The following is a 13,226-nucleotide window of genomic DNA, read 5'->3' as shown; positions in this document are numbered from 1 at the left end:
GGTCAGAGCCGTGTTCGATCAGAACTACGACCTGTAAAGTACCGATCTCACCGGCTCCGCAGGTCAGCACCGCGTCGGCCTGCGGATTCGTTCGCGAGGGACCGATCTGCGCCCGCAGGCGCGTGCTGCTCCAGCAGGGACAGGCGGCTGGCGGTCCGGTTGATGTCGGCGGGCAGGCCGTCGCCGCGGAGCACTTCGGCCAGGGATGCCCGGCTCACCAGGGTGAGCGGTATCTCCCGGTCGCACAGGACGTCGATCAGGTTGGCGAAGCGCTGGGCCGCGTCCCGGTTGGTCTCGGCCAGCCGGGGCAGGCCCGTGAGCACCCAGTCCTGCGCGGTGTCGGCGAGTTCCAGGTAGTCGCCGGTCGAGACCGGACGGTCGCACAGCTCGTGGAAGTCGAACCAGATCTGCCCGTCGCGCACGGCCAGGGCCTCCACCTTCCCGGTCCCGGCGCGCAGCGGGCGTCGTTCGTCCGCTGTCGGCACGGTCAGCCCCGCGTCGGTGAGCTGATGTTCGGTGCCGGGCCACAGGTAGCGGCCGGCGGCGAACCCGGAGCGGGGCCGGCCCGCGCCGCGGGAGGTCCGGTAGTCCTGGCCGTCCGTCAGCTCGACGACGTCCAGCGAGGCTTCCAGCAGGGCGATGACGGGTTCGAAGAGCTGGTGGAAGACGGGGTTGGGCAGCAGGCCGGCGGGCGGATAGTTGGAGGTGGCGAGCAGGGTGGTCCCGCGGGCGAGGAGCGAGCGCACGACCCGTCCGATCAGCATCGCGTCGCCCGCGTCGTGGACGTGGAACTCGTCGAAGTACAGGAACCGGCAGTCGCCGAGCAGTTCCTCGACCGCCCGGTCGCTTGCGGCCCGTTCGCCCCGGTACCGGCCGTAGGCGGTGTGGAAGCGGCGGAAGAACTCGTGGAAGTGCAGGCGCCGCTTCTCCGTCTCCTCGGTCAGCGGGACGGCGTCGAACAGCGTGTCCGCCAGCCAGCTCTTGCCCCGGCCGACCGATCCCCACAGGTAGACCCCGCGAACCGGCGCCGTCGCCCGGCCGAACAGTCGCCGCCTGCCCCCCAACGCCGACCCGAGTCCGGCGAGCCGGGCCGCCACCGCCAACTGCCCCTCGTCCAGCACCAGGCCGTCCCGCTCCGCGGCCCGCGTGAACTCCCCCGTCCCGACCACCATGCCCCCTCCCCTGATCGATGATCTTCAAGGCTCCCGACCATACGCCACGGGGCGTTCTCGTTCGCGCCGCTCAGCCCATCAGCCGGCGGATCTCGGTGATGACGCCGACCAGGGCCTCGCGCTCCGGGGGCGTCGTCCCTCCGCCACACCCTCGTTCCAACCACAACACCCCACGTCACGGGCCTACATCACAACCAAAGTGCCGAGCAGTCACACGGGATGATCCGGTAGGTCTTCGACGCCCGGTTCGAGGCCGGTCTCGACTGGGCGCGGGTGTGGGCGAAGGGCCACGACGGCGCTCTGGCCGCGTCGGCGCGGGCCTCCATCGGCGGGTACGCGATCGGCACATGGCTGGCGGAGCTGTGGGCCACCGTGCAGGTGCCGGCCGGGGAGCAGGGGGCGATCGCGCCGGAGCGGTGCCGGGCACTGGAGGAGATCGATCCGTGGTGGTGCCCCACCTGGCCGATCACCTGGCAGCGCGCGTACGCGACGGCCCGGCAGTGGTGGCTGGAGTGCGACGGCCTCGTCGACTGGACCACCCTGCCGCTGGACACCGTGTACGAGGGCGAGCAGCTCGGCCGGTGGGTGAAGGCGCAGCGGGCCGGCCGGCCGGGCTTGGAGGCGGACCAGCGGGACCTGCTCGCCGCGATCGGGCTCGAGGAGAACCCCGAGCTGGTGGCCGTCAAGGCCGCCGCCAAGGCGAGGCTGTCCCGAACGGACCGCTTCACGCAGGGCCTGGCCGCGCTCGCGGCCTTCGTCGAACGGGAGCGGCATCCCCGGGTTCCCCGCCCACACAAGGAGCCGGTGGAGGCCGGCCCGGCGGCGAGAATCAGGTCGTCGTGTCGCATTTCGCCCTGGGTACCTGGCTCGACAACACCAAGGCACGCAGGGCCGAGCTCACCCGGGGCAGCTCGCGCAGCTCGCCGAGTTCGGGGTCGAGTGGGCGTGAACGGCAGTGTGCTCCGCGTCGTGGTCGCCGCGGTCGCCCTGGTGGCCGGGTACGTGCTGGTCGGGTGGCCGTTCAGTCAGTCGGTGTCGGTGGCGGCCAGCACGGCTATCCAGCTCAACGGGCCTTCCGACCTCAACCAGGTCGCCGCCGCCCAACCCGCTGACACCACACCACCCACTCACACACGCTGCCGGCTGGGATCAAGTCCCGGCACGTCTCCCACACGTCCGGCCCGACCGCCTCCCCGGACCACTCGCCCATCGCCATGAAAACGAGTCTGGCCCCACCGCTCACACGGCAGGGCCAGAACCCAACATCTTCATCGGTCTTCCAGGGCGAGCGCCACTCATCGCTGCAGGACAGACATGGGCGATCCCCTTTCTGGGACGGCTGGTTGCCGCTTGACAGGACGCTAGAGCGGAAGGCGCCGCGCAGTGCGTTCATATGACGTGCGGCTGCCTCACTCTCCGATGGGCGCCGACTGGTCCTGCCCCGCACCCGTGGAGGCGCTGGACAGCGTCTCCACCTCCTTGCCCTCCGAGCTGGTGCCGAGCGCGGCGGCCGTGATGAGGTCGGACTCGGGTGCGGCCAGATCCGCACCGAAAGCCGCGGCGGTGCGCCGCACCTCAGCGAGTGCCTCGGTCAGGTCGGCCAGGTTGACCTGCCGGTCGTCACCCTTGCGTGAAGCCGCCTGGAACGCGGCCAACTTGACGGCGTTCACCAGGTCGCCTCCGGACAGCCCCAGCGAGAGGCCGGCCAGCACGGCGGCGTCGACATCGTCCGCACGAGGCATCCGGTCCGGCAGCTTGGCGGCCCACAGCCTCTGCAGGGTCGGCTCGTCCGGAACGGAGAGGACCAGGGTGACCTGGATCCGCCGGCGGAACGCCCGGTCGAACAACTGACCTTGGTTGGTCGTGAGGACGACCATGCCCGGATAATCCTCCAGGGCGCGGAGCATGGCGTTGCGCACGTTGTTGTGCGCCTGGTCCGAACCGCTGTCGACTCGGGTCAGGCGACCGCTGGTCAGCGAATCGGCCTCGTTGAAAACGAGCATCGCGCCAGCCCGTTCCCCCTCGGCGAACAGGGCCTTGAGGTTCTTCTCGCTTTCGCCGACGTACTTGGACTCGATTGCGGTGTAGTCGACGACCGACTCCGCCGGCGACCCGATCCCCACCCTCGCGTTCGACAAGATCGTCGAGGCGCGCGACCTCGCGGCCAGGGCAGTGCAATGCTGGGAGAACGGCGACCAGCAGGGAGCGTTCGAGGCCGCCAGCGCGACGGCGCCGGCCGCCGAGGCCGCGGCCACCGCGCTGAACGTCCTGCTGAAGCCGGACCGGGAGCGGACACGGCAGGACGAGCACGGACCGGACGACGACGGATCGAACTGGCCGGGCTGACACGCCCGCTACCGGTCCGGCTTCAGCAGGACGTCCGGGATCGGCGGCACCGCCGGACCCGACTCCAGGTAGGGCAGCGCCCAGACGGTCCGCAGCCGGGCCTCATCTGCGCACGCCGCCAGGCAGGCCTCGTAGTCAGCGAGGAAGTCCTCGAGAGGATCCGGGCCCGGCTCCCGATGCTGCCGGCTCACGACTACCCGACGACGGCCGGATCCACCGGGTGCGGTCCGGCCGGGCCACGCCCACGGCGAGGACAGCGGCTAATGCTGTGACTGCATACGTTCGCCAGGGTGGTGGTCGGCGCTGCTGAGGTCCGGACCGGTTGGATCTCGGGAGACGTTCTTGCTGGCCTGGGAGGCGGCAGGAGGGCCAGCAGTTGCAGCGGGTCGGGCGGCGGAGCAGTACCAGCTCGGTGCGGTATCGGCGGCGATGATGCTGCCGGCTCCGGTCGGCGGCACCCGAGCGTCGGTCATCGCCCGGCTGGTGGCGGCCGACGAGGACACCGTGCTCTGCCTTCGGATCGGCGCCCCTTCATCCTCATGTCACCTGATCAGCGGGGGCGCCGTGCCCCGGCCGGTGACCAGGCGGCGCCTACAGTCGGAATAGATCGTCGGCGCAACAAACCATCGCGATTCCGGGAGGCTCCGTGCTCCAGCTAATGGTCCTGGATGAATCGGCGACGGCGACACCAACGACGGCCTCGACCGCCCCGCCCGGGTCGGGCGGGGGTGTGGTGACGCCGGCCCCCACTGTGCTGGGCTGGGACCAAACCCTCATCGCGATGGGGATCACCGCAGCGGTGATCCTGCTGATCGGGCTGGGACTCCTGCTGGCCCGGAGGCCAGTGACGGTTCGCAGCTGGTTGGCGCTCATGCTGGTCGCAGGCCTGCTCCTGTTCAGCGTGCTGTCGTTCGCGGTCAACGACAGTGCGACGCGCGGAACACTGCTCGGCGCCGTCGGCGCGGTCGTCGGCACAGTCGTCGCGTTCTACTTCACCTCGAAAACGACCGAGCAGACCAACCAACTGCTCGCCGCCACCGTGGGCACCGAGAGCGTCCCGGACCTGTCCAATCTCAGCGAGGCCCAGGCGAAGGAGAAGCTGGGCGCGACCTCGCTGCGACTGGTGACCGCTCCCACCTCGCAGCCACCGAGCGGCACCGCGACAGTGACTGGGCAGGAGCCGATCGCCGGCACGGTGGTGCCCAAAGGGGCGTCGATTTTCGTGACCTACGGCTGACGCGACAGCGGCTCACCTATGTCGTCCCGGCCGGATGACTTCCCGATGCGCTGGTCGCGAAGTTCGCCCTCCCCAGTCTGCACGGCCGGTCCCCATGGTCATGGGGCGGTCGGCGATCGCCGACCGCGTGGCGGTTCACCTGCTCAAGCACGACTACAAGCGTCTTATCAGGGAGATCGAGTCTCTCGATCAATTCTGTCTCATGCTGTGCGTCGACGCGGCGGGCACCTACGGCTGCCAGGCTGTCGAAGTCGCTACCGACCTGTCGGCCGTCGCGTTCTGGCGCAGCCACGTCCCTGCAGAGGCCGGATTCGGTCATCAAATGCACTCACGGGGCCGGCCTGGGCTTTCACGGAACTGCGGGCAGAGCCGCGAAATTGGCTCTGCCCGCAGTCCCGGATGCTGTTGGTGATCTTCACGGCCCTGCATATTGCTGTAGGCCGCCCGGGCTCAGGCCGTCCCATGAGAAGCCGCTCCTCACAGATCGCCAACAGCATCAGTTCCGTGAAGGGCCGCTGCGGGGGTGCTACCCGGTGGCCACAACCTGGCCGGCCGTGACCTGGGGAGGGTTGGGCAGCAGTGAGGTGAGGTTGTCCCGCACGAAGTCCGCCGCTCTCCGGATCGACTCCTCGGCCCCGGCCTGGTCTTCGAAGACGCTGGTGGAGACCATCACTCCGTCCCCGGCGTCAACCCAGTAATAGGCCACGAATCCGGGAACCTGCCGCAGCAGCGGCACGAATCCATCGTTCACCCGGCGTGCTGCCTCCGTAGGATCGGTCACCCCGTCGTACCGTCGCACTGCTGCGTACACGCTGGTCTCCTCACGGGTCCCGAGGTCATCTCGTGCGAGACGACATACCCCTCGCCGACGTCTTCCGCTCGCGAGGTAGTCGGAAGGCACTCGGACAGCCGAATTGGTGATCCACGGCGGCCTGCGCCGGGCGCCGGAACAGGCCGAGGCCTCACGGAACTGCGGTCAAACCCGTTTCAGGGATCGCCATCACACGAACGTGCCATGGCTGCCGTACCGGCTTCGACCTGCGTGGATGGCACGGCGCCGGGCGCCGGCCGCGAGTGCGGCGGGGGTGAGGGTGCCGGTGCCGAACCGGGCGTTCGCGCGGTCGATGACGGGCTCCAGGGTGCGGGCGCTCTCGGTGGCCGGTCGAAGGTCAGCTGCACCGCGGTGCTCTCCTGCTCGCCGAGGTCACCGGCGCGGGCAGTGACCGCGCGGACCCGGGCCCGCTGCAGGCCGAGTCGGGCGTGCAGGGCAGATGTCGATCCCGACGCCGTAGTACTTCGCGACCGAGGCGAAGGCCGGCAGCACCCGGCCGGTCTACGGGTAGCAGACCGTGGCCATCCGGTCGAAGCGCCAGCGCCGGGCGGTGCCGCCGAGCTTGCGCACCACCTGGACCAGGTGCGGGAAGTCCTCGGACTCCGCGAGCACTGCCCGCCAGCGGCCGGAGTGGGCCAGGGCCCCGACCAGCAGGTGTGCGTTCGCGCCGACGCCCCACGACTCGGGCGGGTCGGGCAGCTCGAGCCAGTCGAACTGGATCTCCTCGCCCGGCGGGTGGGCGATCACCGCGACGTCGCGGCCGGTCGACGCCTTGCAGGGCTCGCAGTGCGGGTGGAGCTGGTGGCGGCGAAGCACCCGGGTGAACGTCGAGTAGGCGCCCTGGTAGCCGAGTTCGGTGATCTCGTCCAGCAGCGTGGAGGCCCACACGTGCGGATCGTCCGCCAGGCGCTGGCGGCAGTAGTCCACGAACGGCGCAAACGCGTCCGGGGCCCGGTGCCTGTGCTCGGACACCCGCTCACCGTTCAGGTGGGCGCGGATCGTCTTGCGGTCGCGACCCAAGTGCCGGGCAATGGCCGAGATGGACCAGCCCTGCCGACGCAGAGCATGAGCGTCCACGTCTTCCTCCCGCGTCAGCATCCAGGCCCCCGAACAGGCCGAACTCGTTGCAAGCGCAGACTTTCCGACAGGACACGAACCAACCGGACACGCCGGGAGAGATTACACGATGGGTGGGGAGATCACCTGAGCAGGTTTGGCCAATCAGGTGTCGTAGAACTCGCCATCGTCGCCCTGGATCTTCGCCTCCAGGGCACTTGCCACCTCACGCATCTTCGCGATCACCGCATCGCTCGGGTTCTTGGACACGATCCGCCCGGCGCTCCACCACATCGGAACATCCACGAGGCCGGGATCAGCAGCGACCACCGCCTCCCACTCCGCCGTGCTGATGTCCCGACCCTCTTCATCCCACCAGTTCTCACGGCGGGTGATGTGCACGTCGTAGCCCATGACCAGCCAGAGTAGGCCGCGAGACCGACATGGTCGCGAAGTCACATTGGAGTAGCGAGTGCAGGGTGTTGCCCGCACTCACCGAAGGTGAGGAATCCAAGCGAGCAGGCGTGGCCAGTACCCGAGCACGGGTGGGGAGATTCAAGGCTCTGACCGCGCTTCCGTGAATGATCTCCAGATTCGTCGAGGACCGGCTCACGCCGGTCCTCAGCCCGGAACCCTGATCCACGCCCGCGAGAGTTCCTACGAAGGCGCCGGGGTTGCCGCGCTTTGTCAGCTGTAAGAAGTGAAGGTCACCGACCGTACGAGCATGCTGTAGGTGGCGCCTTCGGCGTACGACACAGGGCCTCCGGCCCAGTCCGTGACGGCGGAGCCGGCCGTACTGGGGTCGTCCCAGATGGACAGCTCAACGCCAGCGGCCGAGTCCGGGTACTTATGGGTCCGGCTCGTCGCGTCCCAGGTATCGGCGCGCCGCAGGGTACGCACCGGCCTTCCGTCGACCCGCCAGGTGATCTCCTCGGGCGTCCAGCGGATGGCATATGTGTGGAAGTCGACAGTGGTGTCGATCCCGGATGCGGGGACCATGGTCGTAAAGTCTGCTGCGCCCTTGGCGGAGTAGTTCGTCTGAACGCAGGCCGGGTCCTTGCCGACCCACTCGAAGGAGATCTCGTCGCGGGTCTCCTGGGACTGCAACGCCAGGACGCACGCCACGCCGGTGTGTGTGGCCCCGCTCTTGACCACGGCGGTGAGCTCGCCGTACTGCTCGGTGTGCTTGTCGTGCGAACTCACCTGCGCGCCAGTGCCGACGTTCCTCGCGGAGTCGAAGGCCAGCTCCAGCACCAGCGCATTGTCGCGCAGTGCGGCGCGATTCGGGGTGAGCAGGCTGGTCCAATCCGCGTCGAAGGCAGACGAGCCGTAGTCGGGGTTGTCGAAGTTGGCAGTCCAGGACATCGCCGCTCCAGGCGCATGGGAAGAGATCGCTGACAGTCGATCACATAGGGTTTCCAGCATTCCAGATGGCGACCGGCTCAGCTCTCGGACTCCGAGAAGGTTCACTCTGCAGATGCCCGTCCACCCCGGTTGCGGCAAGACATCTTGCGACGTCAAGGTCCTGATCCTGGCGGCCATCGACTGACCTGGCCATTCACGCAAGCGCGGTCAGAGCCAGATTCAAAGAGCCCTATCACCTCAGCCTGGAGAACCGGGGGAGGCCTGCCAGAGGCGTCCGGCACCTGCTTGTCGGCGGTCGCCAGCTTCCCGGCCGTGGTCCGAGGTGTCGTGGGTGGGCTGGTTCAGCAGGGCCAGGACGGCGGCGGTTCCGCCGGCCCGGTGGGCATCGGCGATCTTCTGGAGGTTCCGCGCGAGGGTGCCGATCACGGTGACCGACTGGCCGCGGCGGGAGACGGTGCCGCGGGCGAGGATCAGGAAGTGGTGGACCAGGGTGCTGGCGGCCTGTTCGTGGGTGTCGTCGAAGAAGGTCAGGTCGACCTGGCCCCGTTCGCCCTGGCTGCCATCGTCGAGGGACACGAAGATGGTGCGCCAGCCGGAGCGCATCGGCGGGGTCTGGATGGCGACCTTCGCGCCGGCGACCGGCGACCGGCCGACCGAGCTGCACCTGGAGCAGGAGGAACGCACAGCCCTCCTGCGCGCCCACGACCGCTCCCGGGCGGGCCAGCAGGAGCGGGACTTCGCGCTGGGCGCGGTCCGGGCCCTGGCATGGCTACTCGGATACGCCAGCGGTGTCCGTGGGCGGGGCCGCCTCGGGTGGTTCACCCGAGCCAGTGCGAGGTGTCACCGTCGATCGGCTGCGGCTGCTGCTCGGCAGCTGTCTCGAGTTCAAGGAGCCCGCCGAGCGCCGCCACGGCGGCCGCTGCCGCGGTGCCCGCCTCGCCCGCGGCGTCACGGGCCCCCTGCAGGTCGCCGGCCTGCCGGCAGTCCAAGGCTCTGGCGCCCAGACGCCGCAGCTCGGCGAGTTCGGTGTCCGCCAGGACCGGAGCAGGCGCGTCCTCAGGAATCGCGGTCATCCCGTCATGGTCGACCAGCGCCACCCACCCATCCAAGATCATCCACGGCGTACGTTCCGCCGCTGTCTTACCGATCCCCCGCCGGTGCAGAGGCCGACGCCCCGGCGGGTGACCGTACGCGGTCACAGCACTAGGGTGGGGCCGTGGACATGCGGACGACCATCACCCGCCTGACCGAGGAAGCCGGACTGCAGCTCCACGACCGCACGTGGGAGCCGGCCCCCGCCGACCGGGCCCTCGCCGAGCGGACGGCGGCCGCGCTCGCCGAAGCCGTCCAGCCGCCCGCCGTCCAGGAGTCTCTGGCTCCGATCGACCGGCTGGAGCACCTGCGGGCCGCGCTCGCCGACCTCGCCGTCGCCATCGCCCGGGTCCACGGGCACCTCGCTTGGTTCCTCGCCGCCGCCGGCACCGCCCCTGGCCCCCGTCCTGCACTGGCGCGCTCTGCCCGCCGACCACGGCCGCTCCTTCGGCACCGTCGAGCCGACCCTGGGGCAGCACGCGGACGCCGAGGACGCCGTCCGCCGCCTCCAGCAGACCCTCGCCCGGATCGCCACCGCCTGAGATCCGGCCCGTGCTCGGGTTCTGCTGGATCATCGTCTGGCTGCCGACACGGCCGACCCCGGAGCCCCGGTCACCGACCGCCCCTGCGCAAGGCCGCCCTCCGGCCCCGCCCGGGGCCGGAGAGACGACCGGGAACCACGGCGCCCCCCGGCGGTCCGAGGACCTCCGGGGCGCTGTCGCGGGAGCTTCGGTCACTCCCGCTCCTCGTCCATGTCCATCGCGGCCGTGTCCTGCCCGGCCGGCATCGCGCCCTCCGCCTGCTGCCGGGCCTTCTGCTCCGTGTCCTCGGCCTTCGCGCCGTGGTCACCGAGCGCGCTCTTGGCCTGGTCCGCCAGGTCTTTCGCCTTGTCCTTGAACTGGTCGCCGAGTCCCATGCCTCTCCTCGTCCTGTGATCGGGTAGCCCCCGTCCCAGAAGCCGCAGCGGCACGCGTCAGCGCCCCCGGGCATCGACCGAATGGCCCAACCCGGCCCGGCTGCCGCTGGTGGCGGCGCAGATCAGGGGTCTAAGAAGGAACCTGGACGGGCAGCCGCCCGGCAGGAGCTCCAGGCCACTGGGCCCGGAGCGAAGGCCGGCCCGGCCGCCTGGGCAGTCCGCCCAGCGGCACCACCCGGGCCGCCGAGCCGACGAAGAGGAAGGGGTCGTGATGGCCAGACCCGTATGGACCGGCGTGCTCACCTTCGGCCTGGTGACCGTCCCCGTATCGCTGTACACCGCGACCGACAGCCACAGCGTGGCCTTCCACCAGCTGCAGCGCGGCACCAGCGACCGGGTGCGCAACAAGCGCGTGAACGAGCGCACCGGCGACGAGGTCCCGTACTCGGAGATCGTCAAGGGCTTCGAGGTCACCGACGGCGAGTACGTGGTCGTCGAGCCGGACGAGCTGGAGCAGATCTCCCCTGGGCGCTCGCGCACCATCGACATCTCCGGCTTCGTCGACCTGGACCAGGTCGACCCGATCTTCTTCGACAAGACGTACTACCTCGGGCCGAAGGGCAAGGAGTACGCGAAGATCTTCCAGCTCCTCACCGAGGCGCTGACCCGCTCGAACCGGGCCGGTATCGCCCTGTTCTCCATGCGCGGCAAGGAGTACCTGACCGCCGTGCGTGCCGAGGGCGGCCTGCTGGAGCTGCACACCATGCACTGGGCCGACGAGGTCCGCGACCCGCGCAAGGAGATCGGCGACCTGCCGGGCGGCCAGGCGAAGTACAGCCGGCAGGAGCTGGCGACCGCCCAGCAGCTCATCGACATGCTGAGCGTGGACTGGGACCCGAGCGAGTACCACGACACATTCGAGGAGCAGGTCAGAAAGCTGATCGAGGACAAGCTCGCCGGCCGCGAGATCGCCGTCTCCGAAGGGCCGCCCGCTGAGGCCACCAACGTCGTCGACCTCATGGAAGTCCTCAAACGCAGCCTCGAAGGCGTCAAGAGCGGCACAGCAGAGCCCGCCGCGCACTCGTCGCGCACAACGCCGAAGACCACCGACGGGAAGAAGAGCACCAGCAGTGCCCGGCCCGCCAACGCGAAGAAGCCGGCCGCGAAGAAGCGCACCACCGCGAAGGAAGACCTGTCGCAGCTGACCAAGGCGCAGCTCTATGAGAAGGCCACCGAGTACGAGATCGCGCACCGCTCCAGCATGAGCCGCGACGAACTCCAAAAAGCCGTCGAGAAGGCCGCGCGCGGCCGGCGGCTTCGGACGGCATCCTGATCCGGACGGCAATGCGCGGTGAAGGAGCTGTCGTCAGCAGCTGTGTGCCCGCCGAGGATGGCCGGGATGTGCGTCTCGGGCCCGGCTGGCGGCCGGCCCGCTCCGACGCCGTGATCACATCAGCCACCCCGAGATCGTCCCACTGCGACTGGGCGCTTCAGTGGGGTTGATCCGCTTTGACGGACACTCCTGATCAGGGGCTTCGGCCTCGGAAGGATGATGTCCGTCATGGAGAGCACGGGGAAGAAGAAGCCGCGGCCTCTCCGCTCGTTCACGCCGGAGTTCAAGGCCGAGATCGTCGAGCTGTGCCGACGTGGTGCCCGCTCCGCCGGACGTGACCGCGATCCAGAACCTCGTTCCGACCGTTGCCGGCAGGTGGCGCCGATTCGCTACCCGCGAGCCGTCCGCCCACTTCGTCTTCCTGTCCGGGGCGAACCGAACACCCGCCCCCGAGGACGGGAAACGTCCGGAGCGGCATGGCCGACAGTTCCGAGGCCGTTGCTCGGCGCCTGCCGGACACGCGCGAATGCCTGTCCAAGGGCCTGACGCCCCCTGCCCGTCGAGCGGGGGAAGCTCCACGAATGGCCGAACCCCATCGGCCGCGATAGCCAGGCTGACCGGTCGGAAATTATGATCGATCCAGCCGAGCGAGTGTCACCACCGGCGGACGCCAGCGTGGCACGGAAAGGCTGTCATGACTGGACCAGTGTGGACCGGCGTTCTGACCATCGGGCTCATTACGCTGCCAGTGGCGCTCCACAAGGCAGTGGAATCCCATGACATCGCCTTCAACCACATCGAACGTGGCACTTCCGATCGGGTCCGCATCCGGTGGGTGAATGAGCGGACCGGCGCCGAGGTCGACTTCCGTGACCTCGTAAAAGGATTTGACGCCGGGGGCGGAGAATACCTGGCCATCGAACCCGAAGAGCTCGAAGAAGCCACCCCGGAAAAAAGCCGGAAAATCAAGGTAGCCGAGTTCGTCAATTTCTCCGACGTGTCCCCTTTGTATTTCCGGGCCTCCTACTACCTCGACCCGCGAGGGAAAGGGAACGCCAAGATCTACCAGCTGCTGGCCTCCGCAATGGAGCACTCGAACCGGGCGGGAATTGCCACGCTCTCCATGCGGGACAGGATGTACCTGGCCGCAATACACGCCGAGAGGGGATTGCTGACACTGCACACCCTGTACTTCCCGGACGAGGTACGCGACCCGCGCCGCGGACTCGGCCACATGCCCGTGGAGGAGCAAAAATTTACCGACGCCGAGTTCCGCATGGCCGAGCGACTGCTCGACCTGCTCACCGTCGACTGGGACCCGCGGAATTACACTGACGCGCGCCACGAGCAGATCCGTCGCACCGTCGAGGACAAACTGGCCAACCGCGAGATCGACTCGCTGCGCCAAAGCCTGGCATCCCTTGGCGGGACCGTCAAAGAACCCGGCCACGGGAAGGGCCGTCCGAGGCCCATCGCAAATGATGCCACCACAAAGGGGCGCGGCGGGCGGGGTCGCAAAGGAAAACCCGATCGGCGGAGAGAAACGACACGTGAGGACATCTCCGGCCTGACCAGGAAAGAGCTGTACAGGCGCGCCCAGGAACTGCAGATCCCCCATCGGTCGGCCATGAATCGCCAACAACTCCACGACGCCCTCCTACGGGCAACCCGGTGAGCCTCTCCATCCCGAGTTCTCGCAGGTGGCGAAGAGTGTGGAGGGCGGCGACGAGCAGGCTGATACGGGTAATCGAGCAGCGGGCTTTGCGGAAAATCCGCCGGGAAGCGTCCTGCCCGCGATCACGAAGTCGCCCTCACCCGGACCCTGACTTGATTCTGTCGGGGATCTTGGAGTTCCTCGGTGCGGCAGCATGATCAAC

15 protein-coding genes are annotated in these 13,226 nt (G+C 69.1%); 4 read left to right on the top strand and 11 right to left on the bottom strand.

Features of this window, described 5'->3' with window-relative positions:
- Positions 1-47: 47 nt before the first annotated feature.
- The gene (zapE, locus tag ACGFX4_RS16155) at positions 48-1,172 is read right to left on the bottom strand and encodes a cell division protein ZapE (protein ID WP_393073953.1); all 1,125 of its coding nucleotides are present in this window, start codon (positions 1,170-1,172) and stop codon (positions 48-50) included.
- Positions 1,173-1,445: 273 nt separating this feature from the next.
- On the opposite strand from zapE, the gene ACGFX4_RS16150 reads away from it, so the two are divergent.
- Complete coding sequence (locus tag ACGFX4_RS16150; RefSeq protein WP_393073950.1) at positions 1,446-2,390, top strand: helicase associated domain-containing protein; 945 nt, start codon at positions 1,446-1,448, stop codon at positions 2,388-2,390.
- Between the two features lie 191 nt (positions 2,391-2,581).
- On the opposite strand, the gene ACGFX4_RS16145 is transcribed toward ACGFX4_RS16150, so the two are convergent.
- Entirely contained in the window at positions 2,582-3,427 is an 846-nt protein-coding gene (locus ACGFX4_RS16145) for an ATP-binding protein (protein ID WP_393073947.1), read from the bottom strand.
- Positions 3,428-3,526: 99 nt separating this feature from the next.
- Positions 3,527-3,709, bottom strand: a complete 183-nt coding sequence (locus ACGFX4_RS16140; RefSeq protein ID WP_393073944.1) for a hypothetical protein — start codon at positions 3,707-3,709, stop codon at positions 3,527-3,529.
- A 590-nt stretch (positions 3,710-4,299) separates the two neighbouring features.
- On the opposite strand from ACGFX4_RS16140, the gene ACGFX4_RS16135 reads away from it, so the two are divergent.
- On the top strand, positions 4,300-4,755 hold the full coding sequence (locus ACGFX4_RS16135) for a PASTA domain-containing protein (RefSeq protein ID WP_393073941.1): 456 nt from the start codon (positions 4,300-4,302) through the stop codon (positions 4,753-4,755).
- Positions 4,756-5,281: 526 nt separating this feature from the next.
- Here ACGFX4_RS16135 and ACGFX4_RS16130 read toward each other — a convergent pair.
- The 8 genes from ACGFX4_RS16130 to ACGFX4_RS16095 all read right to left on the bottom strand — a co-directional run bounded on the left by ACGFX4_RS16130 (position 5,282) and on the right by ACGFX4_RS16095 (position 10,016).
- A complete protein-coding gene (locus ACGFX4_RS16130) occupies positions 5,282-5,566 on the bottom strand; it encodes a hypothetical protein (RefSeq protein ID WP_393073938.1) in 285 nt (94 codons plus the stop codon).
- A 522-nt stretch (positions 5,567-6,088) separates the two neighbouring features.
- On the bottom strand, positions 6,089-6,559 hold the full coding sequence (locus ACGFX4_RS16125) for a hypothetical protein (protein WP_393073935.1): 471 nt from the start codon (positions 6,557-6,559) through the stop codon (positions 6,089-6,091).
- Between the two features lie 249 nt (positions 6,560-6,808).
- Positions 6,809-7,057, bottom strand: a complete 249-nt coding sequence (locus ACGFX4_RS16120) for a hypothetical protein (RefSeq protein ID WP_393073932.1) — start codon at positions 7,055-7,057, stop codon at positions 6,809-6,811.
- Positions 7,058-7,330: 273 nt separating this feature from the next.
- Positions 7,331-8,008, bottom strand: coding sequence for a family 16 glycosylhydrolase (locus ACGFX4_RS16115; RefSeq protein ID WP_393073929.1), 678 nt, complete (start codon positions 8,006-8,008; stop codon positions 7,331-7,333).
- 237 nt (positions 8,009-8,245) lie between these two features.
- On the bottom strand, positions 8,246-8,692 hold the full coding sequence (locus ACGFX4_RS16110; protein WP_393073926.1) for an OB-fold nucleic acid binding domain-containing protein: 447 nt from the start codon (positions 8,690-8,692) through the stop codon (positions 8,246-8,248).
- A 134-nt stretch (positions 8,693-8,826) separates the two neighbouring features.
- On the bottom strand, positions 8,827-9,081 hold the full coding sequence (locus tag ACGFX4_RS16105) for a hypothetical protein (RefSeq protein WP_393073923.1): 255 nt from the start codon (positions 9,079-9,081) through the stop codon (positions 8,827-8,829).
- A 122-nt stretch (positions 9,082-9,203) separates the two neighbouring features.
- The gene (locus ACGFX4_RS16100) at positions 9,204-9,461 is read right to left on the bottom strand and encodes a hypothetical protein (RefSeq protein ID WP_393073920.1); all 258 of its coding nucleotides are present in this window, start codon (positions 9,459-9,461) and stop codon (positions 9,204-9,206) included.
- Positions 9,462-9,833: 372 nt separating this feature from the next.
- On the bottom strand, positions 9,834-10,016 hold the full coding sequence (locus ACGFX4_RS16095; protein WP_393073917.1) for a hypothetical protein: 183 nt from the start codon (positions 10,014-10,016) through the stop codon (positions 9,834-9,836).
- Positions 10,017-10,287: 271 nt separating this feature from the next.
- Here ACGFX4_RS16095 and ACGFX4_RS16090 point away from each other — a divergent pair, with 271 nt between their 5' ends.
- A complete protein-coding gene (locus ACGFX4_RS16090) occupies positions 10,288-11,349 on the top strand; it encodes a Ku protein (protein ID WP_393073914.1) in 1,062 nt (353 codons plus the stop codon).
- 694 nt (positions 11,350-12,043) lie between these two features.
- The gene (locus tag ACGFX4_RS16085) at positions 12,044-13,024 is read left to right on the top strand and encodes a Ku protein (RefSeq protein ID WP_393073911.1); all 981 of its coding nucleotides are present in this window, start codon (positions 12,044-12,046) and stop codon (positions 13,022-13,024) included.
- Positions 13,025-13,226: the final 202 nt, after the last annotated feature.

The organism is Kitasatospora sp. NPDC048365, assembly GCF_043200835.1.
GTDB lineage: Bacteria > Actinomycetota > Actinomycetes > Streptomycetales > Streptomycetaceae > Kitasatospora > Kitasatospora terrestris.
The sequence above is the reverse complement of the archived record's forward strand: the minus strand, read 5'-3'. Positions and strand labels throughout refer to the sequence as shown.